General features: G+C 57.3%; 21 protein-coding genes and 1 pseudogene. 13 read left to right on the forward strand and 9 right to left on the reverse strand.

Annotated features, from left to right (window positions below):
- Positions 1 to 86: 86 nt before the first annotated feature.
- Positions 87 to 291, forward strand: a pseudogene (locus ACMWLG_RS00260) (IS4 family transposase); the annotation flags it as partial.
- 45 nt (positions 292 to 336) lie between these two features.
- Here ACMWLG_RS00260 and dps read toward each other — a convergent pair.
- Positions 337 to 840 (reverse strand): DNA starvation/stationary phase protection protein Dps, encoded by a 504-nt coding sequence (gene dps / locus ACMWLG_RS00265; RefSeq protein WP_010428924.1) that lies wholly within the window; start codon positions 838 to 840, stop codon positions 337 to 339.
- A 299-nt stretch (positions 841 to 1,139) separates the two neighbouring features.
- Complete coding sequence (gene rhtA / locus ACMWLG_RS00270; protein WP_023310883.1) at positions 1,140 to 2,027, reverse strand: threonine/homoserine exporter RhtA; 888 nt, start codon at positions 2,025 to 2,027, stop codon at positions 1,140 to 1,142.
- 354 nt (positions 2,028 to 2,381) lie between these two features.
- Between rhtA and ompX the strand changes: the two genes are divergently transcribed.
- Positions 2,382 to 2,900 carry an outer membrane protein OmpX gene (gene ompX / locus ACMWLG_RS00275; RefSeq protein WP_023310884.1) on the forward strand — a complete coding sequence of 173 codons (519 nt, stop codon included), beginning with the start codon at positions 2,382 to 2,384 and terminating at the stop codon, positions 2,898 to 2,900.
- Between the two features lie 145 nt (positions 2,901 to 3,045).
- On the opposite strand, the gene ACMWLG_RS00280 is transcribed toward ompX, so the two are convergent.
- Positions 3,046 to 4,629 carry a phosphoethanolamine transferase gene (locus ACMWLG_RS00280; RefSeq protein WP_045403749.1) on the reverse strand — a complete coding sequence of 528 codons (1,584 nt, stop codon included), beginning with the start codon at positions 4,627 to 4,629 and terminating at the stop codon, positions 3,046 to 3,048.
- Between the two features lie 283 nt (positions 4,630 to 4,912).
- On the reverse strand, positions 4,913 to 5,041 hold the full coding sequence (mntS, locus tag ACMWLG_RS00285) for a manganase accumulation protein MntS (RefSeq protein ID WP_014831181.1): 129 nt from the start codon (positions 5,039 to 5,041) through the stop codon (positions 4,913 to 4,915).
- Positions 5,042 to 5,224: 183 nt separating this feature from the next.
- On the opposite strand from mntS, the gene mntR reads away from it, so the two are divergent.
- The 9 genes from mntR to ACMWLG_RS00330 all read left to right on the forward strand — a co-directional run bounded on the left by mntR (position 5,225) and on the right by ACMWLG_RS00330 (position 15,865).
- A complete protein-coding gene (gene mntR / locus ACMWLG_RS00290; RefSeq protein ID WP_045355726.1) occupies positions 5,225 to 5,698 on the forward strand; it encodes a manganese-binding transcriptional regulator MntR in 474 nt (157 codons plus the stop codon).
- Positions 5,695 to 6,804 (forward strand): anion transporter, encoded by a 1,110-nt coding sequence (locus tag ACMWLG_RS00295; RefSeq protein ID WP_045403747.1) that lies wholly within the window; start codon positions 5,695 to 5,697, stop codon positions 6,802 to 6,804. The genes mntR and ACMWLG_RS00295 overlap by 4 nt, the downstream gene beginning before the upstream one ends.
- 101 nt (positions 6,805 to 6,905) lie before the next feature.
- Positions 6,906 to 8,000 (forward strand): HlyD family secretion protein, encoded by a 1,095-nt coding sequence (locus tag ACMWLG_RS00300; protein ID WP_045403745.1) that lies wholly within the window; start codon positions 6,906 to 6,908, stop codon positions 7,998 to 8,000.
- Complete coding sequence (locus tag ACMWLG_RS00305; protein ID WP_033145003.1) at positions 7,997 to 9,568, forward strand: DHA2 family efflux MFS transporter permease subunit; 1,572 nt, start codon at positions 7,997 to 7,999, stop codon at positions 9,566 to 9,568. The genes ACMWLG_RS00300 and ACMWLG_RS00305 overlap by 4 nt, the downstream gene beginning before the upstream one ends.
- A complete protein-coding gene (locus ACMWLG_RS00310; protein WP_045403743.1) occupies positions 9,568 to 11,091 on the forward strand; it encodes an efflux transporter outer membrane subunit in 1,524 nt (507 codons plus the stop codon). The genes ACMWLG_RS00305 and ACMWLG_RS00310 overlap by 1 nt, the downstream gene beginning before the upstream one ends.
- 102 nt (positions 11,092 to 11,193) lie before the next feature.
- Positions 11,194 to 12,234: an aldo/keto reductase gene (locus ACMWLG_RS00315; protein WP_045619664.1), complete on the forward strand. Its 1,041-nt coding sequence runs from the start codon at positions 11,194 to 11,196 to the stop codon at positions 12,232 to 12,234.
- Positions 12,235 to 12,382: 148 nt separating this feature from the next.
- Positions 12,383 to 13,759, forward strand: a complete 1,377-nt coding sequence (locus ACMWLG_RS00320) for a glycoside hydrolase family 1 protein (RefSeq protein WP_045403741.1) — start codon at positions 12,383 to 12,385, stop codon at positions 13,757 to 13,759.
- A 51-nt stretch (positions 13,760 to 13,810) separates the two neighbouring features.
- A complete protein-coding gene (locus ACMWLG_RS00325) occupies positions 13,811 to 15,133 on the forward strand; it encodes a PTS sugar transporter subunit IIC (protein ID WP_045619667.1) in 1,323 nt (440 codons plus the stop codon).
- Between the two features lie 15 nt (positions 15,134 to 15,148).
- Entirely contained in the window at positions 15,149 to 15,865 is a 717-nt protein-coding gene (locus tag ACMWLG_RS00330; RefSeq protein ID WP_045403739.1) for a GntR family transcriptional regulator, read from the forward strand.
- A 42-nt stretch (positions 15,866 to 15,907) separates the two neighbouring features.
- Here the strand turns inward: ACMWLG_RS00330 and ldtB are convergent, their stop codons facing one another.
- Complete coding sequence (gene ldtB / locus ACMWLG_RS00335) at positions 15,908 to 16,828, reverse strand: L,D-transpeptidase (RefSeq protein WP_045403737.1); 921 nt, start codon at positions 16,826 to 16,828, stop codon at positions 15,908 to 15,910.
- A gap of 222 nt (positions 16,829 to 17,050) precedes the next feature.
- Between ldtB and ACMWLG_RS00340 the strand changes: the two genes are divergently transcribed.
- Complete coding sequence (locus ACMWLG_RS00340) at positions 17,051 to 18,646, forward strand: ABC-F family ATPase (RefSeq protein WP_045403734.1); 1,596 nt, start codon at positions 17,051 to 17,053, stop codon at positions 18,644 to 18,646.
- A gap of 91 nt (positions 18,647 to 18,737) precedes the next feature.
- Here ACMWLG_RS00340 and ACMWLG_RS00345 read toward each other — a convergent pair whose 3' ends face one another.
- Together ACMWLG_RS00345 and ACMWLG_RS00350 are read right to left on the reverse strand one after the other, a co-directional pair.
- On the reverse strand, positions 18,738 to 21,101 hold the full coding sequence (locus ACMWLG_RS00345) for a glycoside hydrolase family 31 protein (protein WP_045403732.1): 2,364 nt from the start codon (positions 21,099 to 21,101) through the stop codon (positions 18,738 to 18,740).
- Positions 21,102 to 21,118: 17 nt separating this feature from the next.
- Positions 21,119 to 22,420 carry an MFS transporter gene (locus ACMWLG_RS00350; RefSeq protein ID WP_045355718.1) on the reverse strand — a complete coding sequence of 434 codons (1,302 nt, stop codon included), beginning with the start codon at positions 22,418 to 22,420 and terminating at the stop codon, positions 21,119 to 21,121.
- Between the two features lie 288 nt (positions 22,421 to 22,708).
- Between ACMWLG_RS00350 and ACMWLG_RS00355 the strand changes: the two genes are divergently transcribed.
- The gene (locus tag ACMWLG_RS00355) at positions 22,709 to 23,782 is read left to right on the forward strand and encodes a LacI family DNA-binding transcriptional regulator (protein ID WP_045403730.1); all 1,074 of its coding nucleotides are present in this window, start codon (positions 22,709 to 22,711) and stop codon (positions 23,780 to 23,782) included.
- Here ACMWLG_RS00355 and ACMWLG_RS00360 read toward each other — a convergent pair.
- Together ACMWLG_RS00360 and ACMWLG_RS00365 are read right to left on the reverse strand one after the other, a co-directional pair.
- A complete protein-coding gene (locus ACMWLG_RS00360; protein ID WP_045403728.1) occupies positions 23,779 to 25,035 on the reverse strand; it encodes a DUF1479 domain-containing protein in 1,257 nt (418 codons plus the stop codon). The two genes, ACMWLG_RS00355 and ACMWLG_RS00360, sit on opposite strands and share 4 nt — an antisense overlap.
- 149 nt (positions 25,036 to 25,184) lie before the next feature.
- Entirely contained in the window at positions 25,185 to 26,000 is an 816-nt protein-coding gene (locus ACMWLG_RS00365) for a Cof-type HAD-IIB family hydrolase (RefSeq protein WP_045403726.1), read from the reverse strand.
- Positions 26,001 to 26,062: the final 62 nt, after the last annotated feature.

Genomic DNA, 26,062 nt, shown 5'->3' on the forward strand with positions numbered 1-26,062 from the left:
GAAAAATTAAGCATTAGCGTTTGGCGGCAGAGCGATTATGCGCTCTGCCGTTTTTTTATCCTCGACCCGACGTTAACACCTTGCTCAAGATCGCGTCCTGGCTTATAGCGACGGACATGCCAGTGCTGGAAATAGAGCGTCACCAGGAACCGTCTCGAAAAAGCTGGAACATCTGCGTGGAAATCTGGAAGCGTTGTTCATAATAAAACGCCCCCGACCATGAAGGCCGCGGGCGGTTAAGATATCAAAACCATTTATTCAGTGAAACACAGTGCCGCTCCGCTTATGTGAACGGCATCGCGTCATGGCGAGGGTTTAATAGAGCAATTATATGAATTACTCGATGTTAGATTCGATAAACCACAGGAATTGATCAAGGTCGCGTGACGCGGCGGTGAAAATGTCTGCGGTATCTTCGTCTTTGGCTTCGCCAATCGCTTTGCGCACGTCATTGGCCACAATCGCATAGCGGTCCGCCAGCTCTTTAAGGTGATCCTGAACGGTATGGATATCCAGCGGATAACTCTTCAGTGGCGTTTTGCTGTTGATCACCTGTGTGGTACCAAGCGCCACGCCGCCCAGCTGAACGGCACGTTCAGCCATCGTATCGAGGTGGGTTACCAGTGCTGTGCGGAAGCCATCCAGCATTTCATGAACGGCAATAAAGTTTGCACCGCGCATATTCCAGTGGGCCTGTTTGGTGATCAGCGAAAGATCGATGAACTGGATCACCTGGCGATTCAGCAACTCAATGGTCGCCTTCTTGTCGCTATCCGATACATCGTTACGGGTATAAAGCAGATTAGACGCTTTCGTTTTCACCAGTTTAGCGGTACTCATAATCTCATATCCTCTTGATGTTTATGTCCCAGGTAATTACGGAACTAAGTATAGCACCGGATTTTTTCTCTGCGGTTTGGCTATGCCTATCGGTTTAATAGCGAGAAGTGGCTTGAGAATTTAATTTATTGAAATCAATGGGTAATTTTTAAATTGATACAGATCAATCTTAATTGCTGATTGGGGATGTAAACGCAGAGGGATATTTCGAAAATAGCGCAAAGTGTGTAAGAAATTATAACGTCTGTCTTTCTGGCCTTTATTCTGCATGGCGTGGAAGCCATGCAGAATATATGGCCTTAGCTGATATCCACTTTCTCAACTTTAGGCTCCGGGCGCATGGTGAGCGTCGAGCCCATTGATGCCGCGATAATCGAGCAGAGCGCCAGCGTCTGGGTCAACGTGAGGGTTTCGCCGAGAAACACCATTCCGGAAATGGCGGCTAGCGCAGGCTCCATGCTCATCAGCGTGCCAAATATGCGCGTCGGCAGACGCGTAAGGGCAATCATCTCCAGAGAGTAGGGGAGTGCGGTAGAAAGAATCGCGACCGCCAGCCCGATGGGCATGACGGACCATTGCCAGATAGATTCGGTTGCCTGCGCCATGCCGATAGGCACGAAGACGATGGCTGCGATCAGGGAACCTAAGGCGACGGTCGCCGGACCGTGCTCTTCTCCTGCACGCTGGCCCGTAAGTATATAGACGGCCCAGCAGGCGCCTGCACCCAGCGCCAGGGCTGCACCCGTCAGATCGATCTCAGCGACGCTCTGGCCCAGCGGCAGCAGGAACCATAAACCCAGAACGGCTAACACGACCCAGATAAAATCGACCGGACGTCGCGAGGAGAACAGCGCCACCGCCAGCGGGCCGGTAAACTCCAGCGCGACGGCGATCCCCAGCGGTATCGTCTGAATAGAGAGGTAGAACAGATAGTTCATTGCCCCAAGGGAGAGTCCATAAAACAGCAGGGGTAAACGCTGCTCCTTTTTGAAGCGCAGACGCCAGGGTTTGAAAATGACCACCAGTATCACCGTGCCCAGCACGATACGCAGGGCAGTCACCCCAGGCGCACCGACCAGCGGAAAAAGTGATTTTGCAAGCGAAGCACCGCTTTGAATGGACAACATGGCAATGAGTATGACTGCTACCGGCAACCAGACCGACGACGTGCGGGATAACCCAGGCATCCTTTCTCCTGTCAGCTTATGTCAAATGAGGTAAAGGTTGCAGTGTAAAGGAAATAAGCGGCAACGGTTGAGGTGCTGTTGAAAAAAAACCTCGTGAAATCCGTAAAATGGTTAAGCGCTGGTGGATTTATCGCCTGATAGATTAGGAATAATCTGGATGAATGTAACGGCGCTTGCGCGCACTATGCGCATTTAGTAGTGAAAATTGCATGTGATTTGAAAGAGATAGCTGACGCTGGAAACGTTCTGTTACAGGAAAGGTTTCATTAGACATCACGAATCACAAAGAGTTTCGCAAATTTTTTTGATATATTTAAAACTTACGGACTTACTTGAAGCACATTTGAGGTGGTTATGAAAAAAATTGCATGTCTTTCAGCACTGGCCGCTGTACTGGCTGTTTCCGCAGGTACCGCTGTAGCTGCTACTTCTACTGTTACTGGTGGTTACGCTCAGAGCGACTATCAGGGCGTGATGAACAAAGCTAACGGTTTCAACCTGAAGTATCGCTACGAGCAGGATAACAATCCACTGGGCGTGATCGGTTCTTTCACCTACACCGAGAAAGATCGTTCTGAAAACGGCGCATACAACAAAGGCCAGTATTACGGTATCACCGCTGGTCCAGCTTACCGTCTGAATGACTGGGCGAGCATCTACGGTGTTGTAGGTGTTGGCTACGGTAAATTCCAGCAGACTGAAAACCAGAGCGAAAGCCGCACTGCAAGCAACAGCGACTATGGCTTCTCCTATGGCGCAGGCCTGCAGTTCAACCCAATCCAGGACGTTGCTCTGGACTTCTCCTATGAGCAGAGCCGTATCCGCAACGTTGACGTTGGCACCTGGATCGCGGGCGTAGGTTACCGCTTCTAATCACTCCGGTGAGCTAATAAAAAATCCGCCCAATGTGGCGGATTTTTTTTGTGGAAAGTAAAAGCAAAACGGCAACCCCAGGTTGCCGTTTTTAGTGTTGTTCCCTCTCCCCGTGGGAGAGGGTCAGGGTGAGGGTATCGGACCGCTACTTACTCTTAATATCGAAAATATCCGTACCCAGATGGTTGTAGTCAACTTTCTGTAACTTGAAGTTGGTAACGTACACTGGGGGAGCTTTCTTGTTAGAGACAAACGGGTAAGCCGTTTTTATCTGCCCGGCTGTAATTCCCGTCCACTGCGAGAAGAACTGCAGGAAATCATTTGCCGAACGGCGCGCTTTAATCACGCGATGCGTTTTATCATCACTCGACAGCACCATAAACGGCACCTGGAAGTTCTGCTGGAACTTGTCATCGTGCGCCAGGTACTGCACCTCTTTACCACGCTCTTTAAACGCCAGCCCATGATCCGAGAAATAGACCATGGAGAAGCTGTCGCCCGTATTGCGTAGCTGATCGTACAGCTTGCTCAGCAGGTCGTCGGTTTGCGTCATGGTGTAGAGATAGCAAGAGGTCTCTTTGGACTGCACGAACTCCGCGTACTTCCCGCCGGTCCGATCGCAGGCCTGCGGGTGCGACCCCATCAGGTGCAGGACGATCAGCTGAGGCTGGGTGCGCGGAGTGGCGAAGACCTGTGCCGTCATTTTCAACAGCGCTTCGTCTTTGGTATTTTTGTCGGCTTCAAAGTCGCCGTTCTTCAGGAACTGCACTTCGTCGGCACGTTTGGCGATACTGGCGATGGCCGTATCGTATTCGCCAATTTGCCCCTGATTGGAGAACCACCAGGTCTGATAACCCGCGCGGTTTGCCAGGGTGACAAAATTATCCTGATACTGAGGTTTGCCGTCGACGACCCGGTTAAGCGTCAGGCCGAGCGATTTCTGCGTCGAGCCGCTGGCCGCAACATAATCGGTAAACAGCGTGCCTTTGACCGAACTGGCAAACGGTGTGTTATCCCAGTGTCCGCCGAAGGCTCCCATTGCATCGCGACGGGCACTTTCCCCAATCACCACCACATAGGTGTGATACTTCGGCTTAACGGCCAGCACGTTCCAGGTGTCTTTCATATTGGAAAGCTCAGCCATGCGCGCCTGTTCGTCGAGAACCTCTTTATTATTGACAACGACGTCCTTCACGAAGCGAAAAACCGGATAGCCGATATTGGTGAGCCTGAGCTTACCGTCCCAGGGAATATTCTGGATGGGGGCGACAAACGCCACGGCAACGCTGAACACCAGACAGAGTATTTCGATCTTACCCCAGGATTTTTTCTCGCCCGGCTGACGGCGGATGGCGATAACGCCCAACGCGAAGATAAAGATCCCGACCACGTAGCTGTACCACGGGAAGATCGTCAGGATCTCCGTTGACTCTTCCATATTGGTCGAGTGCAGCGCCAGCAGGGTATTAAAGTTTGGCGCGCCGTAAGCCTGGCCAAACGGGAAATAGAGTGCAGCGACCAGCGAGCAGATCCCGATTAACGCTTTTTGCACGCGCGGTGCGGTTCGCCACAGCACATGCAGAACGCAGGTGAAAGCCACCGCGTAGAGCAGACTAAAGGGATAACCCAGCGCAAAGTTAATCAGCAATGACTGCAAAAAGTAAAAACCCGTCCACGGGCTTAAGGCCCGGCTGCGGGTCACAACGGTATCTATCAGGGTTACATTCATAGGTCACTATCATGGATGAAAACGCCATGTGCTCACCCTGGCGTCAAGGGTCATAACCTGCCTGACAGTGCGTGGAGAGGGAATGAGGGTCCGCTTCAGCGAGCCGCAAATTGTGCAGGGCTGCAAGAAGATAGTGCGAGCGCTAAATAATATCAACAGTTGCTAAGCAGATGTTTTGCGAAGGGGATTGCAAATCCGCAAAAAAGATCGGGAATAAGGCGGCTGGAAGCCAGTTTACAGCGTGATTGTGACGGGAAAATGAAGCGGCGTACCGCAACGCCGCTTAGTGGGAAGGTTTGTCGTCCTGATGCGGTTTGTTGTTAAACATATCGCACAGCATGTTCAACAGCATTAAGCGCACTTTAAAGGGAGAGTGGGTAAACACGGTCATGCACCTCTTGAATTCGTTCATAAGACCTCCTGAGTTTTGATCCCTTCGATCCGTGAAGGGTGACTGCATTACATACAGATATAGCACAGGCTATATTGTATAGCTATGGCTATTTCGTTAATTTTTTGTGCTTGCGGAGCTATGGTTTACAATGTGCGCTCTCGAAACCGGGCGCTGGAAGCGTCACCCCACTGAGGAAGTACAATGAACCGTCGCGCAGGTCATCCGACAATCAGGAAAACGACGCAACTGGTGAATGTTGAAGAACATGTCGAAGGTTTTCGCCAGGTCCGTGAAGCGCACCGGCGTGAACTGATTGATGACTATGTTGAACTCATTTCCGATCTGATCCGTGAGGTTGGTGAAGCGCGCCAGGTCGATATGGCCGCCAGGCTGGGGGTTTCACAGCCAACTGTCGCTAAAATGTTAAAACGCCTGGCCTCCGTGGGCTTAATTGAAATGATCCCCTGGCGCGGTGTTTTTCTGACGCCGGAAGGGGAGAAGCTCGCGCAGGAGAGCCGCGAGCGCCACCAGCTTGTCGAGAATTTTTTACTGGTGCTGGGCGTCAGCCCGGAGATCGCCCGCCGGGATGCGGAAGGCATGGAACACCACGTCAGCGAAGAGACGCTGGTGAAGTTTCGCGAATTTACCCTTAAATATGGTCCCTCCGCTGAATGAAAATCCCTGGACTGCAGGCCCTGGCACGCGATCGTTTCTTCCATCTCTTATTACTCATTGGCGCAGGGTTAAGCCTTTTTGTGCCGTTTGCGCCACACGCTTGGCCCGCCGCGATTGACTGGCGAACCATCATTACCCTGAGCGGCCTGATGATGCTCACCAAAGGGGTCGAGCTGAGCGGCTATTTTGACGTTCTGGGCCGTAAAATGGTGCGCCGCTTTGCCACCGAGCGCAGGCTGTCCCTGTTTATGGTGTTCTCCGCCGCGGTGCTGTCGACGTTTCTGACCAACGATGTGGCGCTGTTTATCATCGTGCCCCTCACGCTCACGCTGCGTAAGCTGTGCGAGATCCCGGTCAGCCGGCTGATCATCTTTGAAGCGCTGGCCGTCAATGCGGGCTCGCTTCTGACGCCTATCGGCAACCCGCAAAATATCCTTCTGTGGGGACGGTCCGGTCTGTCGTTTGCCGCCTTTACCTGGCAGATGGCCCCTCTGGCGCTGGTGATGATGCTTTCGCTGATGGCGGTGTGCTGGTTCGCGTTTCCGGATAAAAAGCTGCAGTACCACAGCGGCACAACCGGCCCGCAGTGGCAGCCGCGTCTGGTGTGGAGCTGCCTTGGGTTATATATCGTCTTTCTGTTCGCGCTGGAGCTGAAGTATGAGCTGGCGGGCGTCCTGCTCGTTGCCGCGGGGTTTGTCGTCCTGGCGCGTCGCGTGCTGGTGAGCGTGGACTGGACGCTGCTGCTGGTCTTTATGGCGATGTTCATCGACGTGCATCTGCTTATTCAGCTCCCGGTGCTGCAAACCGTTCTGCACAGCGTCAGCAGTCTGCCGCAGGCAGGGCTGTGGCTGACGGCGATTGGCCTGTCGCAGTTTATCAGCAACGTGCCTTCCACCATTCTGCTGCTCAACTACGTTCCGCCGGACACGCTTCTGGCCTGGGCGGTGAACATCGGCGGGTTTGGGCTGCTGCCCGGCTCGCTGGCAAACCTGATAGCCCTGCGCATGGCCAACGATCGTCGTATCTGGTGGCGTTTCCACATCTGGTCGATTCCGATGCTGGTTTGGGCCGCGGCGATCGGTTTCGGAATATTCCTTCTCATATAGTGCGCAATTTGTCAGTTTTTCCTGGCAAACGTATAGCAACGTCCTAGCTTTAGTGAACGGCATAGTGTGATGCCGCTCACTGACAGGACCGTTGCTGAACTATGGCTGAAGATCAAAACTCGCCTGCTGACGAGCAGGACAAAAACAATAATGAGCGTAAGCGCCCGGGCAAGAAACCGTTAATTATCCTCGGCATTGTCGTCGTGGTAATGGTCGTCGTGGCGCTGGTCTGGTGGTTTTTAACCCGTAACGAAGAGACGACCGACGACGCCTTTACCGACGGCGACGTGGTGACGATTGCCCCCAAAACGGCGGGCTACGTTACCGAGCTGCGCGTGCGCGATAACCAGCGCGTGAAAAAGGGCGATCTGCTGGTGGTTATCGATCCGCGGGACACCACCGCGCAGCGCGATCAGGCTCAGGCCCAGCTTGGGCTGGCTATCGCGCAGCTGCATCAGGCCCAGGCGCAGCTGGCGCTTTCAAAAGTCCAGTATCCCGCCCAGCGTGACGAAGCCAAAGCGCAGGTGCTGAAAGCGCAGGCCGATCTGGCGAACGCGCAGGCGGAGTACCGTCGTCAGCGCGGCGTCGACCCGCGTGCGACCACCCAGCAAAGTATTGATTCCGCGAATGCTCAACTGCGCAGCGCGCAGGCAGGGCTGGCCAGCGCTCAGGCGCAGCTGGAAGTGGCAGAGCAGGTACAGCTGCAAATCCGCCAGCAGGAAACCAACGTTGAAGCGCGCGAGCGTCAGGTCGATCAGGCTAAAGCGCAGCTGGAAACCGCCAACCTTAATCTCTCCTATACCGAAGTCCGCGCCCCGTTCGACGGTTTTGTCACCAAACGCAACGTGCAGCCCGGCACGCTGGTGCAGGCGGGAACGGCGCTGTTCTCGCTGGTTTCCCCGAACGTGTGGGTGGTCGCGAACTTTAAAGAGTCGCAGCTTGAACGCATGAAGCCGGGCGATAAGGTCACCGTGTCCGTGGACGCGTGGCCGGATATGGAGCTTGAGGGCCACGTAGACAGTATCCAGCAGGGCAGCGGCTCGCGCTTCTCCGTCTTCCCGGCTGAAAATGCCACCGGTAACTTCGTCAAAATTGTGCAGCGCGTGCCGGTCAAAATCGTGATTGATAAGGGCCTGGATCCAAACAAACCGCTGCCGCTGGGGCTGTCGGTTGCACCGAAGGTGACGGTGGAATGACGGATCACAGCCACGACAGCTGGAAACCCGCCAGCAATCCGTGGGCGGTGGCGATTGTCGTCACCCTGGCGGTGTTTATGGAAATTCTGGACACCACCATCGTCAACGTGGCGCTCCCCCACGTGGCAGGCTCGCTCTCGTCCAGCTATGACGAATCGACCTGGGTGTTAACCAGCTACCTGGTCGCGAACGGCATCGTGCTGCCCATCTCGGCGTTTCTGAGCCGGGTGTTTGGCCGCAAGCAGTTCTTCCTGATCTGCATCGTCATGTTTACCGTCTGCTCGTTCCTGTGCGGGATTGCCACCGAGCTGTGGCAGATCATCCTGTTCCGCGTGATGCAGGGCTTTTTTGGCGGCGGGCTGCAGCCCACGCAGCAGTCGGTACTGCTCGACTACTTCAAACCCGAAGACCGGGGCAAAGCGTTTGGTCTGTCCTCCATTGCGATTATCGTTGCGCCGGTGCTCGGCCCGACGCTGGGCGGTTGGATCACCGACAACTATTCCTGGCGCTGGGTGTTCTTTATCAATATTCCGGTGGGGATTGTTACGGTGCTGGCGATCTACCAACTGCTGGAAGATCCGCCGTGGGAGAGCAAGTCTAAAGAGAAGCTGACTATCGACTGGACGGGGATCGGCCTGATCGCCTTAGGGCTTGGCTGTCTGCAGGTGATGCTCGACCGGGGAGAAGATGAGGACTGGTTCTACTCGAACTTTATCCGCACCTTCGGCGTGTTGACGCTTGTCGGCATTATCGGCGCCATCTACTGGCTGGTATATGCCAGAAAGCCGGTGGTGGATCTGCACTGCATGAAGGACCGCAACTTTGCCATCTCCAGCCTGCTGATGGCGGGGATGGCGATGATTTTGTACGGCAGCTCGGTTGTTATCCCGCAGCTGGCGCAGCAGGACCTGGGCTACACCGCTACCTGGTCGGGGCTGGTGCTGTCGCCCGGCGCGGTGCTGATTGTGTTAACCATTCCGCTGGTGCTGAAGCTGATGCCGGTGGTGCAGACGCGCTGGATTATCGCCTTTGGCTTTACCTGTCTGGCGGTGTCGTTCTTCTGGTCGCGAACGCTGACGCCGGATATCGACTTCGAAACGCTGGTGCTGTTCCGCAGCGCCCAGTCGATAGGGCTGGGGTTCCTGTTTGTGCCGCTCACGACTATTGCGTTTATCTCGATACCGAGGCGGCTGAATGCCGATGCGGCGGCGCTGTTTACCATGTTCCGCAACGTAGCGGGTTCGATTGGCATATCCCTTTCGACGGCGGCCATCACCGAACGCGCGCAGGCGCACAGCGCGCATCTGGCGTACCACGCCTCGCCGCTTAACGAGCAGTTCCAGCAGGCGATACGCGAAAGCGCCCAGGCGATCCAGAACTTCACCACCCAGGTGGGCGACCCCACCGGCATCGCCACCGGACGCATGTACCAGACGATGATCGAGCAGTCGCGCTTCCTGGCCTACATCGACGTCTTTACCATTCTGAGCGCGGTGGCCTTGTTACTGATTCCGTTTTGTTTGTTGCTCTCGCCGGTTAAGAGCGAGGGGAGTGCAGGAGCACATTGATGATACACAGACGTTTACACCCCCTGATGATAATGATGCTGCTGGCGGGCTGCGCCGTCGGGCCGGACTACCAGCAGCCTGCGCCGCCCGCCGTTACGCACTGGAACGATAAGGGCGACAGCGCGGTGAAATCGCAAACTACCTCCGCCGCGACCAACCCGCGCTGGTGGAAGACCTTCGGCTCGCCGCAGCTCGACAGCCTGGTTGAACGTGCGATCGCCGGAAACCTGACGCTGCAGCAGACGGTGCTGCGCATCGCCGGGGCACGAGAGCAGATTCACCAGGCGGGCGGGGCGTTTTATCCGTCGGTCAACGGCAATCTGCAGGCGACGCGCCAGCAGCTTGGCCTGGAAGGAGAGCTGAAATCTCACGGCGTGTACGACCAGGTGGATAGCATCGATCCCAACCTGAAAGGCGCGCTGGGGCCGCTGACGCAGCCGATTAACCTCTACCAGGGCAGCTTCGACGCCCAGTGGGAAATTGACCTGTGGGGCAAGGTGCGTCGTCAGGTGGAAGCCGCCGAAGCGCAGCAGAAAGCCGCCATCGAGCAGCGTAACGACGCGCTGGTGTCGCTGGAGGCCGAAGTGGCGCGCGCGTGGCTCCAGCTGCGCGGGGCGCAGAGCATTATCGCCACGCTGAACACCCAGATTAAAAGCGCGCAGCAGACGCTGGATCTGACGGAAAGCCGCCAGCGCGGCGGTCTGTCGCCGCAGATGGATGTGGAAAATGCCCGGGCGCAGTTAGGCAACCTTGAGGCCCAGCTTCCGCAATATCAGGCGCAGGAGCGGCAGGCGATGAACGGCCTGGCGATCCTGCTCGGTAAGCCGCCGGGGGCGCTGGATGCGGAATTGCAAAGCGTGCAGCCGATGCCGGCCCTGCCGGATATCGTGCAGACCGGCATTCCATCCACGCTGGCGCGACGCCGTCCGGACGTGCGCGAAGCGGAGGCGAACCTCCACGCCGCCACGGCGCAAATCGGCGTCTCGGTGGCGGAGCTGTTCCCGAGCTTTACGCTCTCCGGGCAGTTTGGCCTGCGTAACAGCGAAACCAACTGGCTGACCGACTGGAGCAGCCACTTCTACAGCTTCGGCCCGCAGGTCTCCATTCCCATCTTCCAGGGCGGTCGACTGGTCTCCAGCGTCAAGGTGGCGCGCGCGCAGCAGGGAGCGGCGGTGCTGGACTATCGGCAGACGGTGCTGACCGCGCTCGGGGATGTGGAAAACGCGCTGGTGAGCTATCGCACCGACCAGCAGCGTGAAGCGGGTCTCGCAAAAACGATCGACGCCCTGCAAAACGCCTTTGACCTGGCAAGCGACAGCTACCGGCAGGGGATTGCCAGCTTTATCGACGTGCTGGACGCCCAGCGTCAGCTGGCGCAGGCCCAGCAGCAGCGCGCACAGGCGCAGGTGCAGAGCGCGCTCGATCTGGTGGCGCTCTACAAGGCCCTCGGCGGCGGCTGGGAGCCGTATCAGCAGGTGCAGTTACCGGACTACAGCGTCTTTGGCGACGCCCCGCGCGGATAAATTCAGAGGATTGGGCAAGAAACGGACAGGAACACCACATTCGCGATGGCTGAGCGGCGGGTATAACTATCGGATACCCAATCGACATGCGAGGAATAAGTTATGCGTTATCAAAAACTGGGCAACACCGGTCTGTTTGTTTCTGAACTATGCCTCGGCACCATGACCTTCGGCGGCGAGGGCGGCATGTGGGGCAAGATTGGCCAGCTCCAGCAAAGTGAAGCCGAGCAGCTGGTGGGCCGCGCGCTGGATGCCGGGATCAACTTTATCGACACCGCGGACGTTTACTCGGAAGGACGCTCGGAGGAGATCACCGGTCAGGCGCTGAAAAACCTGAAGATCCCGCGCGAGAACGTGGTGGTCGCCACGAAAGTGTTCGGCGAAACGGGAACGGCCGGGGTGAACTCGCGCGGCAGCTCGCGCTATCACATCATCAGCAGCGTGAAGGAGAGCCTGCGCCGCATGCAGCTCGATCATATCGATCTCTACCAGCTGCACGGCTTCGACCCGGCCACGCCGATTGAAGAGACGTTGTATGCGCTGGATAACCTGGTGCAGCACGGCCACGTGCGCTACATCGGCGTATCGAACTGGGCGGCGTGGCAGATTGCCAAAGCGCTCGGTATTTCTGAACGTCTTGGGCTGGCGCGCTTCGCATCCCTCCAGGCCTATTACACCATCGCCGGACGCGATCTTGAGCGCGAGCTGGTGCCGATGATGCAGAGCGAAGGCGTCGGGCTGATGGTCTGGAGCCCGCTGGCGGGCGGCCTGCTGAGCGGAAAATATGGCCGCGACGGGCAGAGCGAAGCCGGTGGTCGCCGTCTGGAGTTCGACTTCCCGCCGGTGAATAAAGACCGCGCCTTCGACTGCGTGGACGTAATGCGCACTATCGCCGAAAGCAAGGGTGTCTCCGTCGCGCAAATCGCGCTGGCGTGGCTGCTGCACCAGAAAGCGGTGACCAGCGTCATCATTGGCGCGAAACGCGTTGAACAGCTGGACGACAACATTGCCGCCACCGGGATCCGCCTGAGCGAAGACGAGCTTAAGCAGCTTGATGCGGTGAGCGCGCTGCCGCGCGAATACCCGGGCTGGATGCTGGAGCGGCAGGGTGAATATCGCCGCAATCAGCTCGCGCAACAATAACCTTCCTTGCCCCGGTAGTGCATCGCTAACCGGGGCTTTTTTTCCCGCATTGCTCACAAAAAACGCTCCTCCTCTTTGATCGTCCTTTCATCTTCGCCTATATGACTAGTCATTATATTTTAAATGACTAGTCATATAGGGAGGAAACATGAACAATCAGCTGCCGGCCAATTTTTTATGGGGCAACTCGGTGTCAAGCATGCAGACGGAAGGTGCCTGGAATGAGGGCGGGAAGGGGATGTCGGTGTATGACATTCGCGAAGCCGGGGAGAACGTCTCCGACTGGAAAGTCGCGACCGACTCCTATCACCGCTACCGGGAAGATTTCGACCTGATGCAGGATCTGGGCATGAACTGCTACCGCTTCCAGATCTCCTGGAGCCGCGTCTGCCCGCAGGGCGACGGCGCGTTCAACGACGAAGGCATCGCGTTTTACGACCGTTTTATCGACGATCTGATCGCCCGCGGCATCGAGCCGATGATCTGCCTGTACCATTTCGATATGCCGCTGGCGCTGGCGCAGGAGTACAACGGCTTCAACGACCGCCGCGTGATGGAGGCCTTTATCCGCTACGGCAAAAAGATGATCGACTGCTATGGCGACCGCGTGAAGTACTGGCTGACCTTCAACGAGCAGAACATCTTCCATATGCCGGAAGCGTTCCGCATTTCCGGCTATATGAAAGGCGAGAAAACCCTGCGCGAGCTGTACGAGCTGCAGCACCATACGATGGTGGCGCACATGGCGCTGACCGAGTATCTGCACCAGACCAGACCGGGCCAGCTGATGGGCGGCATGCTGGCGCACCAGCTGATCTACCCGGCCACCTGCAAACCGCGCGATATCTTCTGCGCCCAGCAGTACGACGAGTTCCTCAACCAGAACCTGCTGCGCGTATTCGCAGGGCAGGGCTACAGCCCGGCGGTGATGGCGGTGGTGGAGCAGGAGGGCTTTGGCGATATCTACCGCGCCGAGGATTTAGCGCTGCTGGCGCGCACCAGAAACGACTATATGGCCTTCAGCTACTACGCCAGCAAAACGCTGGACAGCGATGCGATCCCGGAAGGCACGCCGGTGAACTATTACCTGCTGCACGGCGAGAAAAACAACCCGTACCTGAAGGCCACCGAGTGGAACTGGCAGATCGATCCGCTGGGCTTTCGCACCATCATCACCCGCTACGCCAACGACTGGCGGATGCCGGTCTTCCCGATCGAAAACGGCATCGGGGTGATTGAGTCCTGGGACGGCGTCAATCCGATCGAGGACACCTACCGCATCGACTACCACCGGGCGCATATCAATGCCATGAAGGAGGCGATGTTCGAGGACGGGGCAGAGGTGATCGGCTACCTCGGCTGGGGGTTAATCGACATTCTCAGCTCCCAGGGCGACATGCGTAAGCGTTACGGCGTGGTCTATGTCAACCGGGAAAACCACGACCTGAAAGACCTGAAGCGCGTGCCGAAGAAGAGCTACGCGTGGTTAAAACAGGTTATCCATACCAACGGACGCGAGATGTAAGCCGTACGCTGCCGGGCCGTTTTTGTGACTGATTGATGGGAACTATCCGCTATGTCTGAAACAAAAATAACACCGCACATGCAGTCTTTTGTCGATAAGTTTGTTGAGTTCTCGGCGCGCCTGGCAAACCAGGTGCACCTTCGCTCCCTGCGCGACGCTTTCGCCACGGTGATGCCCATTTTCATCCTCGCCGGTCTGGCGGTGCTGGTAAACAACGTGGTATTTCCGTGGATTTTTCACGGCGACACGCTCGCGCAGTTTAAGGTGTGGGGCGAGGCGATTATCAACGGCACGCTGAACATCGCCGCGCTGCTGCTGGCCCCGATGATTGCCTGGTCGCTGGCGCGCAACAAAGATTTCGACAATCCGGTCTCGGCAGTGGTTATCGCCGTCAGCAGCTTTATCATCATGATGCCGATGCGCCTGCAGATTACGCCCGTCGGCAGCGATGCCGCGGTGAACGTCACCCAGGTGCTGACGTTCGCCAATATCGGCTCAACCGGGATTTTCGCCGGGGTGCTGATCGGGCTGCTCTCAACGGAAGTGTTTATCGCCATTTCGCGGCTGAAGGCGCTGCACATTTCCCTCGGGGAAAACGTGCCTCCGGCGGTGAGCAAATCCTTTACCGCGCTGATCCCGACCATCCTCACGCTCTCCCTGTTCGCGGTGCTGGCGGCGATACTGGCAAACGTGCTGCACACGGACCTGATCCATCTTATTACGACCTTTATCCAGCAGCCGCTGCGGCTGATCAACACCAGTCTGCCGGGGACGATTTTCATCTACAGCTTCGGTAACTTCCTGTTCACGCTCGGTATTCATCAATCTGTCGTTAACAGCGTGGTGCTGGAGCCGTTCCTGCTGATCAACACCAACGAGAACATGCTGGCTTTCGCCAACGGCCAGCCCATCCCGCATATCATCAACAACATCTTCGTGCCGACGTTTGGCATGGTGGGCGGCACGGGCAGCACGATCTCGCTGCTGATTGCCATCTTTATCTTCTCCAGACAAAAATCGGCGAAGCAGGTGGCGCGTCTGTCGCTGGCGCCGGGCCTGTTTAACATCAACGAGCCGGTGATTTTTGGCCTGCCGATCGTGTTTAACCTGCCGCTGATGATCCCGTTCATGCTGCTGCCCGCCATCGGCATTTACTTCGCCTGGCTCTGTACCACGCTGGGGTTAATGTCGCGCTGCGTGGTGATGATCCCGTGGACCACGCCGCCCATTCTCAGCGCCTGGCTTGCCACGGCGGGGGACTGGCGGGCGGTGGTGGTGCAGTTGGCAATCATCGTATTTGGTGTATTCTTCTACCTGCCTTTCCTCAAGATTGCCGAGAGAGTGGCGTTGAAAAACAGCGGGATAGAAAACTAACTGAAAGGAAGGACGATGGCGGCGAAGTACATCACCATAGCGCGGGAAATTAAGAAACGCATTATCAGCCAGCAGTACGCCGCCAATGAACCGCTGCCGGACCAGTTTGCGCTGGCGGCGGAGTTCAACTCCAGCCGGATGACCATTCAGCAGGCGATGCGCCAGCTGATCGTCGAAGGTCTGGTCTATACCCGCCAGGGGCAGGGCACGTTCATCCGTAAAAACTTCCTTCAGCTCTCGCAGTGGGATCTCTCCGGCAGCGACTACTTTGGTGCGACCAAAACCTGGGAACATCTGGGCACGGTGACCAGCCGGGTGGTGCATTTCGAGCTGCGCTTCCCGAACGAAAAAGAGCAGGCGTCGCTGATGATTAACGCCGATGCGCCGATCTATGACTTCATTCGACTCCGCCTGCTGAACGGCGAACCGATGTCGCTGGATTCCACGGTGATGCCGATGAATCTGGTGCCGGGCCTGACGAAAAACCATCTTGAAGGGTCGGTGTTTCAGTACGTTCAGGAGACCCTGGCGCTGAAAATTATGGGGTCGTATCGGGTGGTGCGGGCGCTTAAGCCCAACGCGCTGGACAGGGAGCATCTGGTCTGCGAGCAGACCGATCCGGTGCTGGAAGTGGAGCAGGTGATTTATCTGGAGGACGGCACGCCGCTGGAGTATGCCCACTGCCACTATCGGTACGACCACGGTGGGATCGTGATCGTGAATAACGGATAAAAAAAAGCGGGCAACGAGGCCCGCTTTTTTAATGCTTCTCTGTCAGTTCAGACGCACCGGCATACCGGAGCGGTTCTGCACGGCCTGGTCAACAATCGCTGTTTCAACGTCTGGCTGAGACGTTACCGCCTGTACCGCGCTGTTCAGCGTAACAGGAACGACTTCGTTGTTGTTGATCTGGTCTTCGCTGGTGGACAGCGGGTTGTGCACTTCGATGTAGCGGCTGCCGTCTGGCTCAGAGGTCGCTTTCACCGGTTCGTTGATGAACTGCACGCGCGTACCGACCGGCACGTTTTCAAACAGGAATTTGATGTCGTCGTTACGCAGGCGCACGCAGCCGTGGCTTACGCGCAGGCCGATACCGAAGTTGGCGTTGGTACCGTGGATAGCGTACAGGCGGCCAATGTACAGCGCGTACAGACCCATTGGGTTATCCGGGCCTGCCGGTACAACGGCTGGCAGCGGTTCGCCCGCAGCGATGTATTCCGCGTGCATTTTGGCAGTCGGCGTCCAGGTTGGGCCCGCTTTCTTACGCTCAACTTTGGTGGTCCAGTTCATTGGGGTGTCTTTACCCAGCTGGCCGATACCGATTGGCAGCACGATAACGGTGTTGGTGCCTTTCGGGTAGTAATACAGACGCATTTCGGCGCTGTTAATCACGATACCTTCATGAACGGTATCCGGCAGGATCAGCTGCTGCGGAATATTCAGCACGGTACCCGCTTTCGGCAGATACGGGTCAACGCCCGGGTTCGCTTCCAGCATGTTAGACAGGCCCAGCTGGTACTGCGCAGCGAAATACTCCAGCGGCTGAGAGTTACCTTCTGGTACCGTCACAACCTGGTTCTGGCCTACCAGACGGCTACCGTCTGTTGGCAGGGGATACGTCACCGCAGACGCGGTCTTACAAAAACCTACTACGGCTAACGCCGCCGCTAAAAGCGTTGTTAATTTCATGTTCATGTTGTGCGAGGTATCTAAGCCATTCTGGCGATGAGTTGATAAGTCTGAATCTGTGATGGGAGCGCATTATATGTGCATTCCCGCTAACAGGGAATTCAGATGTGTACGAAATCACATTTTTTTCGATTTTGTTAAAGTTTAGTGGATTGCCGCAACACGGGATCTCAATTCGGAATTGTGGCATAATGCCGTGTTTATCACACTTTTCGCAGGAATCTCCCCGTGTTAGTTACCAGCAACGTCACTATGCAGTTTGGCAGTAAGCCGCTGTTCGAAAACATTTCCGTCAAATTTGGCGGCGGCAACCGTTACGGCCTGATTGGTGCCAACGGTAGCGGAAAATCCACCTTTATGAAGATCCTCGGCGGTGACCTGGAGCCGACGCTCGGCAACGTATCGCTCGACCCTAACGAGCGTATCGGTAAGCTGCGTCAGGATCAGTTCGCCTTCGAAGAGTTCACCGTGCTGGACACCGTGATCATGGGGCATGGGGAACTGTGGGAAGTGAAGCAGGAGCGCGATCGCATATACGCGCTGGCCGAAATGAGCGAAGAAGACGGCTATAAAGTGGCCGATCTGGAAACGCAGTACGGTGAGATGGACGGGTACTCTGCGGAAGCGCGCGCGGGCGAGCTGCTGCTGGGCGTAGGCATTCCCGTTGAACAGCATTACGGCCCGATGAGCGAAGTTGCGCCAGGCTGGAAGCTGCGTGTGCTGCTGGCACAGGCGCTGTTCTCTAACCCGGACATCCTGCTGCTCGACGAACCGACGAACAACCTGGACATCGACACCATCCGCTGGCTGGAGCAGACGCTGAACGATCGCGACAGCACCATGATCATCATTTCGCACGACCGTCACTTCCTGAACATGGTCTGTACGCACATGGCGGATCTGGACTACGGCGAGCTGCGCGTTTACCCGGGCAACTACGACGAGTACATGACGGCGGCTACCCAGGCGCGTGAACGTCTGCTGGCGGATAACGCCAAGAAGAAAGCGCAGATTGCTGACCTGCAGTCCTTCGTCAGCCGCTTTAGCGCCAACGCCTCTAAGTCGCGTCAGGCGACCTCGCGCGCGCGTCAGATTGATAAAATCAAGTTGGAAGAGGTTAAAGCCTCCAGCCGTCAGAACCCGTTCATCCGCTTCGAGCAGGACAAGAAGCTGTTCCGTAACGCGCTGGAAGTGGAAGCCCTTACCAAAGGCTTCGATGAAGGCCCGCTGTTTAAAAACTTCAACCTGCTGCTGGAAGTGGGCGAGAAGATTGCCATCCTCGGTGCCAACGGCGTGGGTAAATCCACCATGCTGAAAACCCTGGTCGGCGAACTGCAGCCGGACAACGGCACCGTGAAGTGGTCTGAAAACGCGCAGATTGGTTATTACGCGCAGGACCATGAGTACGAGTTCGAAAATGACCTGACTGTCTTCGACTGGATGAGCCAGTGGAAGCAGGAAGGCGACGACGAGCAGGCGGTGCGCAGCATTCTGGGTCGTCTGCTGTTCAGCCAGGACGACATTAAAAAGCCGGCTAAGGTGCTCTCCGGTGGTGAGAAGGGCCGCATGCTGTTCGGCAAGCTGATGATGGAAAAACCAAACATCCTGGTGATGGACGAACCGACTAACCACCTGGACATGGAATCTATCGAATCCCTGAACATGGCGCTGGAGATGTATCAGGGTACCCTGATCTTCGTCTCTCACGACCGTGAGTTCGTCAGCTCGCTGGCGACCCGCGTGATCGAAATTACGCCAGAGCGCGTGGTGGACTTCACCGGTAACTATGAAGATTACCTGCGCAGTAAAGGTATCGAGAACTAAAAAAAAGCCGGGTGGCGGCTTCGCCTTACCCGGCCTACGTTCTGTTCCCTCTCCCTGTGGGAGAGGGTCAGGGTGAGGGCATCAGGCCGTACTAGATCACCCACTCGCCCCCTTCAACCCCGTTCACCAGCAGCGTACGTTTTTCCCCTGCAGGCAGCGACACCTTAAGCGATTTCCACGCCGGACGATAATCCCCGCGCGCGTTGACCTTCAGGTTGATGGTTGCGCCGTCGCACACCATTTCCCACTCCACCCACAGCGCGTTGCCGTCCTGGTAGCCCCAGCTTTCGCCGTCGTCTTCAAACAGCATTCCGGAGGTTGTCCCGACGCCTTTTACCGGGAACAGCTTCAGCTCGCGTGCCGTATCTTTTTCGGCATTCACATGCGTGATGCGCTCGCTCAGCGGCAGACCGGCACCGGCGCGCACCAGCAACGGCAGTTTTTCCAGCGGCGCGTCGAGGACGATTGACTGGCCGCCCGCATACCACGCGTGGGTGTAAAAATCATACCAGCCGGTGGCGTTATCCGGCAGCCAGACGCGGCGCTCGCGCTGCTCGGCTTCGACGACGCTGGCCACCAGCAGGTCGCGGCCCAGCAGGAAGTCATCGCACTCCTCAAACGTCTGCGCATCATGCTCGTGGTCGAGGAAGGTCGGGCGTAGCATCGGCTCGTCGTCGGCGTGCGCCTGCCAGAGCAGGGTATAAAGGTACGGCAGCAGGCGGTAGCGCAGCTCAACCGCGCCGCGAACGGCTGGCGTGACGCCCGGGTACATCCACGGCTCGTTCACGGTGTGGTCATCGTTCCACGAGTGAATGGTAAAGCGCGGGTGCATCACGCCGTTCTGCACCCAGCGTACGAACAGCTCGGCGTCAGGCTTGTCGCCGGAGAAACCGCCGACGTCGTGGCCGACGTTGAACAGGCCGGACAGGCTCATGCCCAGCCCCATGCGGATGTTATAGCGCAGGGTGTCCCAGCTGGTGCGGTTGTCGCCGCTCCAGGTCTGAACGTAGCGCTGCATCCCGGCGCAGCCGGAGCGGGAGATGAGATACGGACGTTTTTCCGGCGCGAAACGCTGCTGCGCTTCCAGCGAGGCGCGCATCATCAGCAGCGGCATCACCGGGCGAATGTGCTTGATGGCGATCTCCTTGCCAAAGCCAAAGCAGCGCGCTTCTCCGTCCCACACTTCATATTCGTTGTTGTCGTTCCAGGTAGAGTCGATGCCCATCTCCAGCAGCTGCGTGGTCACGCCGTTCTGCCACCACTGCACCGTCTGCGGGTTGGTAAAGTCGAGGTGCGAGCCTTCGTCATCCCAGAAGCTGGAACGTTCCGGTGCATCGGTTTCTGAATCGCGAATGAACAGGCCGCTCTCCGCCACTTCGTTATAGCGCGGATGGTCCTGCAGCAGGCACGGCTTGATGTTTGCCGCCAGCTTCAGCCCCGCGTCGTGGAACGCCTGACTCATCACCTTCGGCTGCGGCACCTTGTCATAGTTCCAGTTAAAGACGTAGCGCTTGCCGTTGATAGAGGTATAGCCGGAGGAGAGCTGGAACGAGTCGCACGGGATGGCGTGCTCTTCGCACAGGCGGATGAAGTTCATCAGCTGGTTCTGGGCGTCCGGCGCGTCGGTGTAGTGCATGGTCGAGCCGCTGTAGCCCAGACTCCATTTCGGTCCGAACAGCGTTTTCCCGGTCAGGCGCACGAAGGCTTTGGTGACGTCCAGCACGCGCTTGCCGGTAAAGATGTAGTAATCGATATCGCCCGCTTCCGCCTGCCAGCGACGATAGGCGGTGTGGTAGTTGTCGATTTCGTTACCCAGATCCAGCCAGCAGCTGCTCAGGTTGTCGTAGAACAGGCCGTAGCTGACGTCGTCGCGGCGGGCGATAGTGAACGGAATATGCTTGTAGAGCGGGTCGGTGCTGGCCGCGTTGTACCCCATTGCGTCGAGGTTGCGCATCTCATAGCGCTTGCCGTTGCGCTGCAGATCGCCCGCTTTTTCGCCCAGGCCATAGAAACGCTCGTCCTTGCGGCGGCTGAGGTAGTGCGCCACGCCGTCGCCGTGGGCGTTCAGCAGGTAGGCGCTGGTTGGACGGTCGTTGACCAGCGGCTGCCACTCGCCCGCCTCATTGCGGTAGTGCCACTCCAGCCACAGCGGCTGGTGGACCGTCACGCGCAGCTGTTCGGTTGCCACGGTGAGCGTCTCATCCTGCTGCGTCAGGGTCCAGGCCGGGCAGGAGAAGCCGCTTATATCGTCACGACGGCGGCCTTCCCACGGCACGTCTTTTTCCGGCGCGATGCTCCAGGTGCGGTCCAGCGCCAGCTCGCCTTTGCGTTTGATCAGTACGCGGAACAGGTTCTCTTCCAGCACATACAGGCACAGGCGGTGCTGGTTATCGACCAGCAGTTCCAGATGGTTTGCCGACTGCGTATCAAGGGTCCAGTTTTTCAGGGTTTTCATATGCAATACATCCACTATCAGGCGCGCTTGGCGCGACGTTCAGCAATAAATGCTACCAGGAAGAGAGCGCCAATCAGGTCAAAGAAGCCCATGGCAATAAAGAGCGGGTTAAAGCCGATTTTGTCGGCGGTCACGCCGATTAACAGCGAGAACAGGAAGCTGGCGATCCACGCCGCAGAGCCGCGCATGCCGTTTACGGTCGCCATCTGGCCTTTGTCGAACGACTCAACGACCAGGGCGCTCAGCATGCAGGAGATAATCTGGTGCCCGAAGCCGCCGATGGAGATCAGCACGATGGTGATATACGGGTCGCGGGTAATGGCCACGATGCCCAGCGAGATCATCAGGAACGCGCCCGTCACGGAGCTGGCAACGACCGAGTTAACGCGCGAGCAGCCGAACAGACGGGTGTACAGACGCGTCAGGTAGCCACTCGCCACGCTGCCGAGGTCGGCGGCGAGGAACGGCAGCCAGGCAAACATCGCAATCTGCTTCAGGTCCATGCCGTGCTCTTTGGCGAGGTACAGCGGCACCCAGAAGCTCAGCACCGCCCAGGCCGGTTCCGCCATAAAGGCCGGGATGGCGATCCCGTAGAAGCGTTTGTTTTTCGAGACGGTTTTCAGCGCGGTCAGGAAGGGCAGTTTCACCGCAGGCGGTTCGTTATCCTGCTTGATGAACGCCAGTTCGTCCTTGCTCAGGTTCGGGTGCTGCTCCGGGTTGTGGTAGAACGCCCACCAGAGGATCACCCACAGCAGCGCCAGCACGCCGGTAAACATAAACGCGCCCTGCCAGCCGAACGATGCGTGAGCAAAGTAGATGATAGGCGGAGCCAGCATTGCGCCGATGGAGAAGCCCACGCCAGCCCAGCCGGCGGCAACGGGTCGCTCTGATTTCGGGAACCATTCGCCGATGGTTTTGGCGTTCGCCGGAGTAGCGGCGGCCTCAGAGGCACCCATAAAGAAGCGCAGAATAGCGAGGTGCAGCCAGCTTCCGGCACCCGCGTGGAAGATACACATCAGCGCCCAGATCCCGGCGCAGACCATAAAGCCAATCTTCAGGCCGATGACGTCAATCAGCCAGCCGCACAGGGGCTGGAAAATGGTATAGGCGATCTGGAACGCGCCGACGATCCAGGAGTATTGCTCGGTGGTGATCCCGAGGCTCTCTTTCAGTTCCGGGGCGAGGATCCCGAGTGAGTTTCGGGTGATGTAGTTAACGGTGACGCCAAGTAAGAACAGCACCAGCACGTACCAGCGCAGGTTCTTGATGACGCGACGGGTTTTGCTTGTCGCTACGGTGTTATTGATGTCCTGACTCATTTTACTCTCCACAAGACGGACGGTAAGGGAACGGAGGTTCAGGTGTCACACGGATTTTTATGCCTTTGATTTCTATCCGTTTAAACTACTTAAGTTGGTATACAACTAGTATGGAAGTTGTGTGACAAGTTCACCTTAAGGAAGAAAATGAGTGGGCAAAAGTGGATTTTGTGCAAAATTTCTCATAACTGACGTAAACCCTCTGGCATGATGGCTTTTATGTCAGCTATTACCTGACCAATACGCTATGAAAATTTTTTCATTTCGCAAATGGAGCCAGATCACAAAATGGACAAAAGGCTAAAAATCACCGAAATCGCGGCCCGGACGCAGCTCTCGATCAGCACCGTATCGCGGGTGCTGGCGGGAAAAGCGAATACCAGTGAAAAAGCGCGCGCGAAGGTGCTGGCGTGCGCGCGGGAGCTGGGGGTGATGGACGGCATGGCGGCAGGGCGTCTGCTGCTTAATAGCCTGGTGGTTTTTGCCCCGCAGCGGGCGTTTGACGAACGGTCCGATATCTTTTACTACCGCGTGATCCAGAGCGTGAGTAAAGGCCTGGCGTCCCACGATGTGCGCCTTCGCTACTGCGCGCTGGAGGAGAACGACAGCGACGCCCAGCTGTTTCTGGCACGCATGAACGAAGCGGACACTCAGGCGGCAATCCTTCTTGGCATCGACGATCCCCATATCCACGATCTGGCGGTGGACGTGGGTAAACCCTGCATGCTGATTAACTGCCGCGACCGGCACATGCGTCTGCCTGCCGTCGCGCCGGACCATCGCGCCATCGGCGAGCGGGCGGCGGAGTACCTGTTCGAGATGGGGCACCGCGAGGTGATGAACGTGCTGTGCCTGCGTCGCTACACCATGGAGCTGCGCCTGTCGGGGATCCGCGACGCGTGGCAGTCTCACAACCTGAAATTCAACGATAAACGCGATCTGCTGGTGGTGCCCAGCTTCAGCGCGCGCGAAACGGAACAGATGGTCAGCAGCTGGCTCAGTGAAGTGCAGGGGAAGGATTTACCTACCGCGTTCCTGGTCGGCGGCGACTTTATGGCGGCGGGCACCATTAGCGCCTTACAAAACCACGGCCTGCGCGTGCCGCAGGACGTGTCGGTGATGAGCATTGACGGCTTTAACCTGGCCGCAATCCAGGATGTGCCTCTGACGGCCGTGCATGTCCCCCGCGATGAGCTGGGAACCGAAGCGGTATATATGCTCCAGCAGCGGCTGATGCGCCCGGACGCGCCGGTCGGGACGTTACTGCTTAACGGCACGCTGGCCGTGCGGGAATCGGTACGGCGGATACGTCAGGGGAAACGACGCACCGCCGTGGAGCGGGAAGGGCTGTACGACAATTAAACCATGCCCAGCGCGCGCTTGCCGTGGATGTTGAGATCGTTCACGGTAAAGCGGTTCTGCCAGCTTTTTTCATAATCCTCGCGCGGGAAGTCTCCCGGCGACGCGCCGGTTTCCAGCGCTTCTTTGACCTTCTTAGCGTAGGCGAGGTTTTTCTCGCACATCGGCGCGGCAGGGATGTACATCACGTTGCCCCAGCCCTGCTGATTTTCCACCGGCGCCACGGAGTGGATCACATCGCAGTGCCACCACACGGAATCACCCGCCTCGAGTGCCGGTATGCTGCTTAATGCCTCGATCAGCAGCGGGTGCCACTTCTCGGAAACCGGCAGCACGCGCCCCGGAGCTACGCCGCACAGCTCGTCTTCCGGCACGTCGTCCAGCAGCGGCCGCAGCAGAATGTAGGCCATCGCTTCCGGGATCGGCACCACGTGCAGCAGCCCCTGACCTGGGATCATGTCCGACAGCGCCGTCCAGCCCTGGAAGGTGCGGAATACCGAGCATTTAGTGGTGTTATCGACGGTGTACTCTTCCACTTCGGTACGGTGCGCGGCGTTCCACGGATCGTATTTCTCGACGTTGCCCTCAAACACGCGGGCAAACACCTGTTGATAAGCAGGAAGCAGCCAGCGCTCCAGCGCGCCGGAGTCGGTATGCGCCCCAAGCCCTTTTGAGGTCGTTCCCGGCGGGCGGCGGCGGATACGGTCCGGGTAAATCACGCTCACGTCCGGGTTGAACCACTGCTTGCCGTTGCTCTCGAATGTCCATAAACGGTTCAGGAACGACTGCACCTGCGCCATCTCTTCGCTCTGGCGCGCCTGCATTTGCGCCTGAGACCAGTAAATCGGGTAAATCTCCGGACGAGAGGCCGTCAGGGTGCCGAAGAAGTTATCGCCCGGGCCTTTGTAGACCTCATCAAACTTATTCAGATCGAGGTAGTCGAGCATCGACTGATCCCACGCCAGCGCCTGCTCGCGCGGGAAATGACCTTTAATCACCGCGCAGCCGCGGCGTTTAACGGCCTCGCGCTGTGCGTCGGTAATCGTGCCGTTTGTCACATCCGCAAACGGAATTACCGGCCAGACGGATTCGCCTTTGTTCTTAAGCGCGTTGATTTCCGCCACGCGGGTGGCAATTTTGTCGCTGAGCTTATTAAACACCGCCTGCACGTCGCCGATCTGCGCGCGCAGCTCACGTTTTAACTGACGGATTGCCGCTTTGTGGTCCGCTGGTAAGGTTTCACTGGTAAAGGTCATAACTGCCTCGCATCTTTCATTCGAAAGTAAAAATGTCTACAAGTGATACTTTAAGTTAAAATTAAGTTAATGCAAGTTTAAAAACTTGACGCAAGCCACAGGTCGGAAAAAGAGTGAGAGGCCGGAGCAAGGCTCCGGCGAGGAAAGGTTCAGAGATCGAACGGGGAATGGTTGTCGAGCACGGCCTGAATGACGTTCAGCGCGCCCTGATGGTTGTTGTCGTCTGTGCCGTAGCGGCTGATTTCTTTGATGCTCTCTGCCGCGTTGCCCATCGCAAAGGAATATTTCACCAGCTTCAGCATCTCGGTATCGTTGCCGCTGTCCCCAATGGCCACGCACTCCTGCGGGGAGATTTTCCAGCGTTTCAGCAGACGACTGATGCCGTTGGCCTTGTGGAGGCCGGGGATAATCAAATCGACAAAACCAAAGCCGCTGGTGACCGGCTTCATAATGCCGTCCAGGGAGACGTGCAGTTTATCCACCAGATTAGGGATATCGCTGTCCGGCAGGTTCAGGGAGAACTTAAACAGTACGTCGTCAATTTCGCGGTAATCGCTGATGCGCTTTAAGCGGTGATAGTGCTTTGACATCAGCGCCACGAACGCGTCCGGGGCTTTATCGCTCACGTACGCGCTCTCCAGCCCGCAGGCCACAAAGTTCAGCCCTTTATCTTTCAGCAGCTCGCCAATCACGATTTGCGATTCATGCCGCGTCAGCTCGCCGTGGAAAATCTGTTCGCCGCGATCGAACACCAGCGCGCCGTTTTCCGCGACGAAGGAGATCCGATCTGTGAGCTCCGGAAAGAAGGAGATGAGCTGGTAATACTGATTGCCGCTGGCGACAACGAATTCAATGTCGCGGGCTTTAAGCTGTTCAAACTGTGCCTGGAAGCGGTCACGATCGTACTGCTTGGCATCATCAAGGAAAGTTCCGTCCATATCGGTGACGATAACTTTAACGGTCATACTGTGCTCCTGGGTCACTGCGTTTTGAAACATTCTAATAACAAGGTGACGGGGAGCACAAA

It is taken from the genome of Enterobacter sp. 01-M-02-SI-ECC, assembly GCF_047530595.1.
In the GTDB taxonomy this organism is placed as follows: Bacteria; Pseudomonadota; Gammaproteobacteria; order Enterobacterales; family Enterobacteriaceae; genus Enterobacter; species Enterobacter cloacae_M.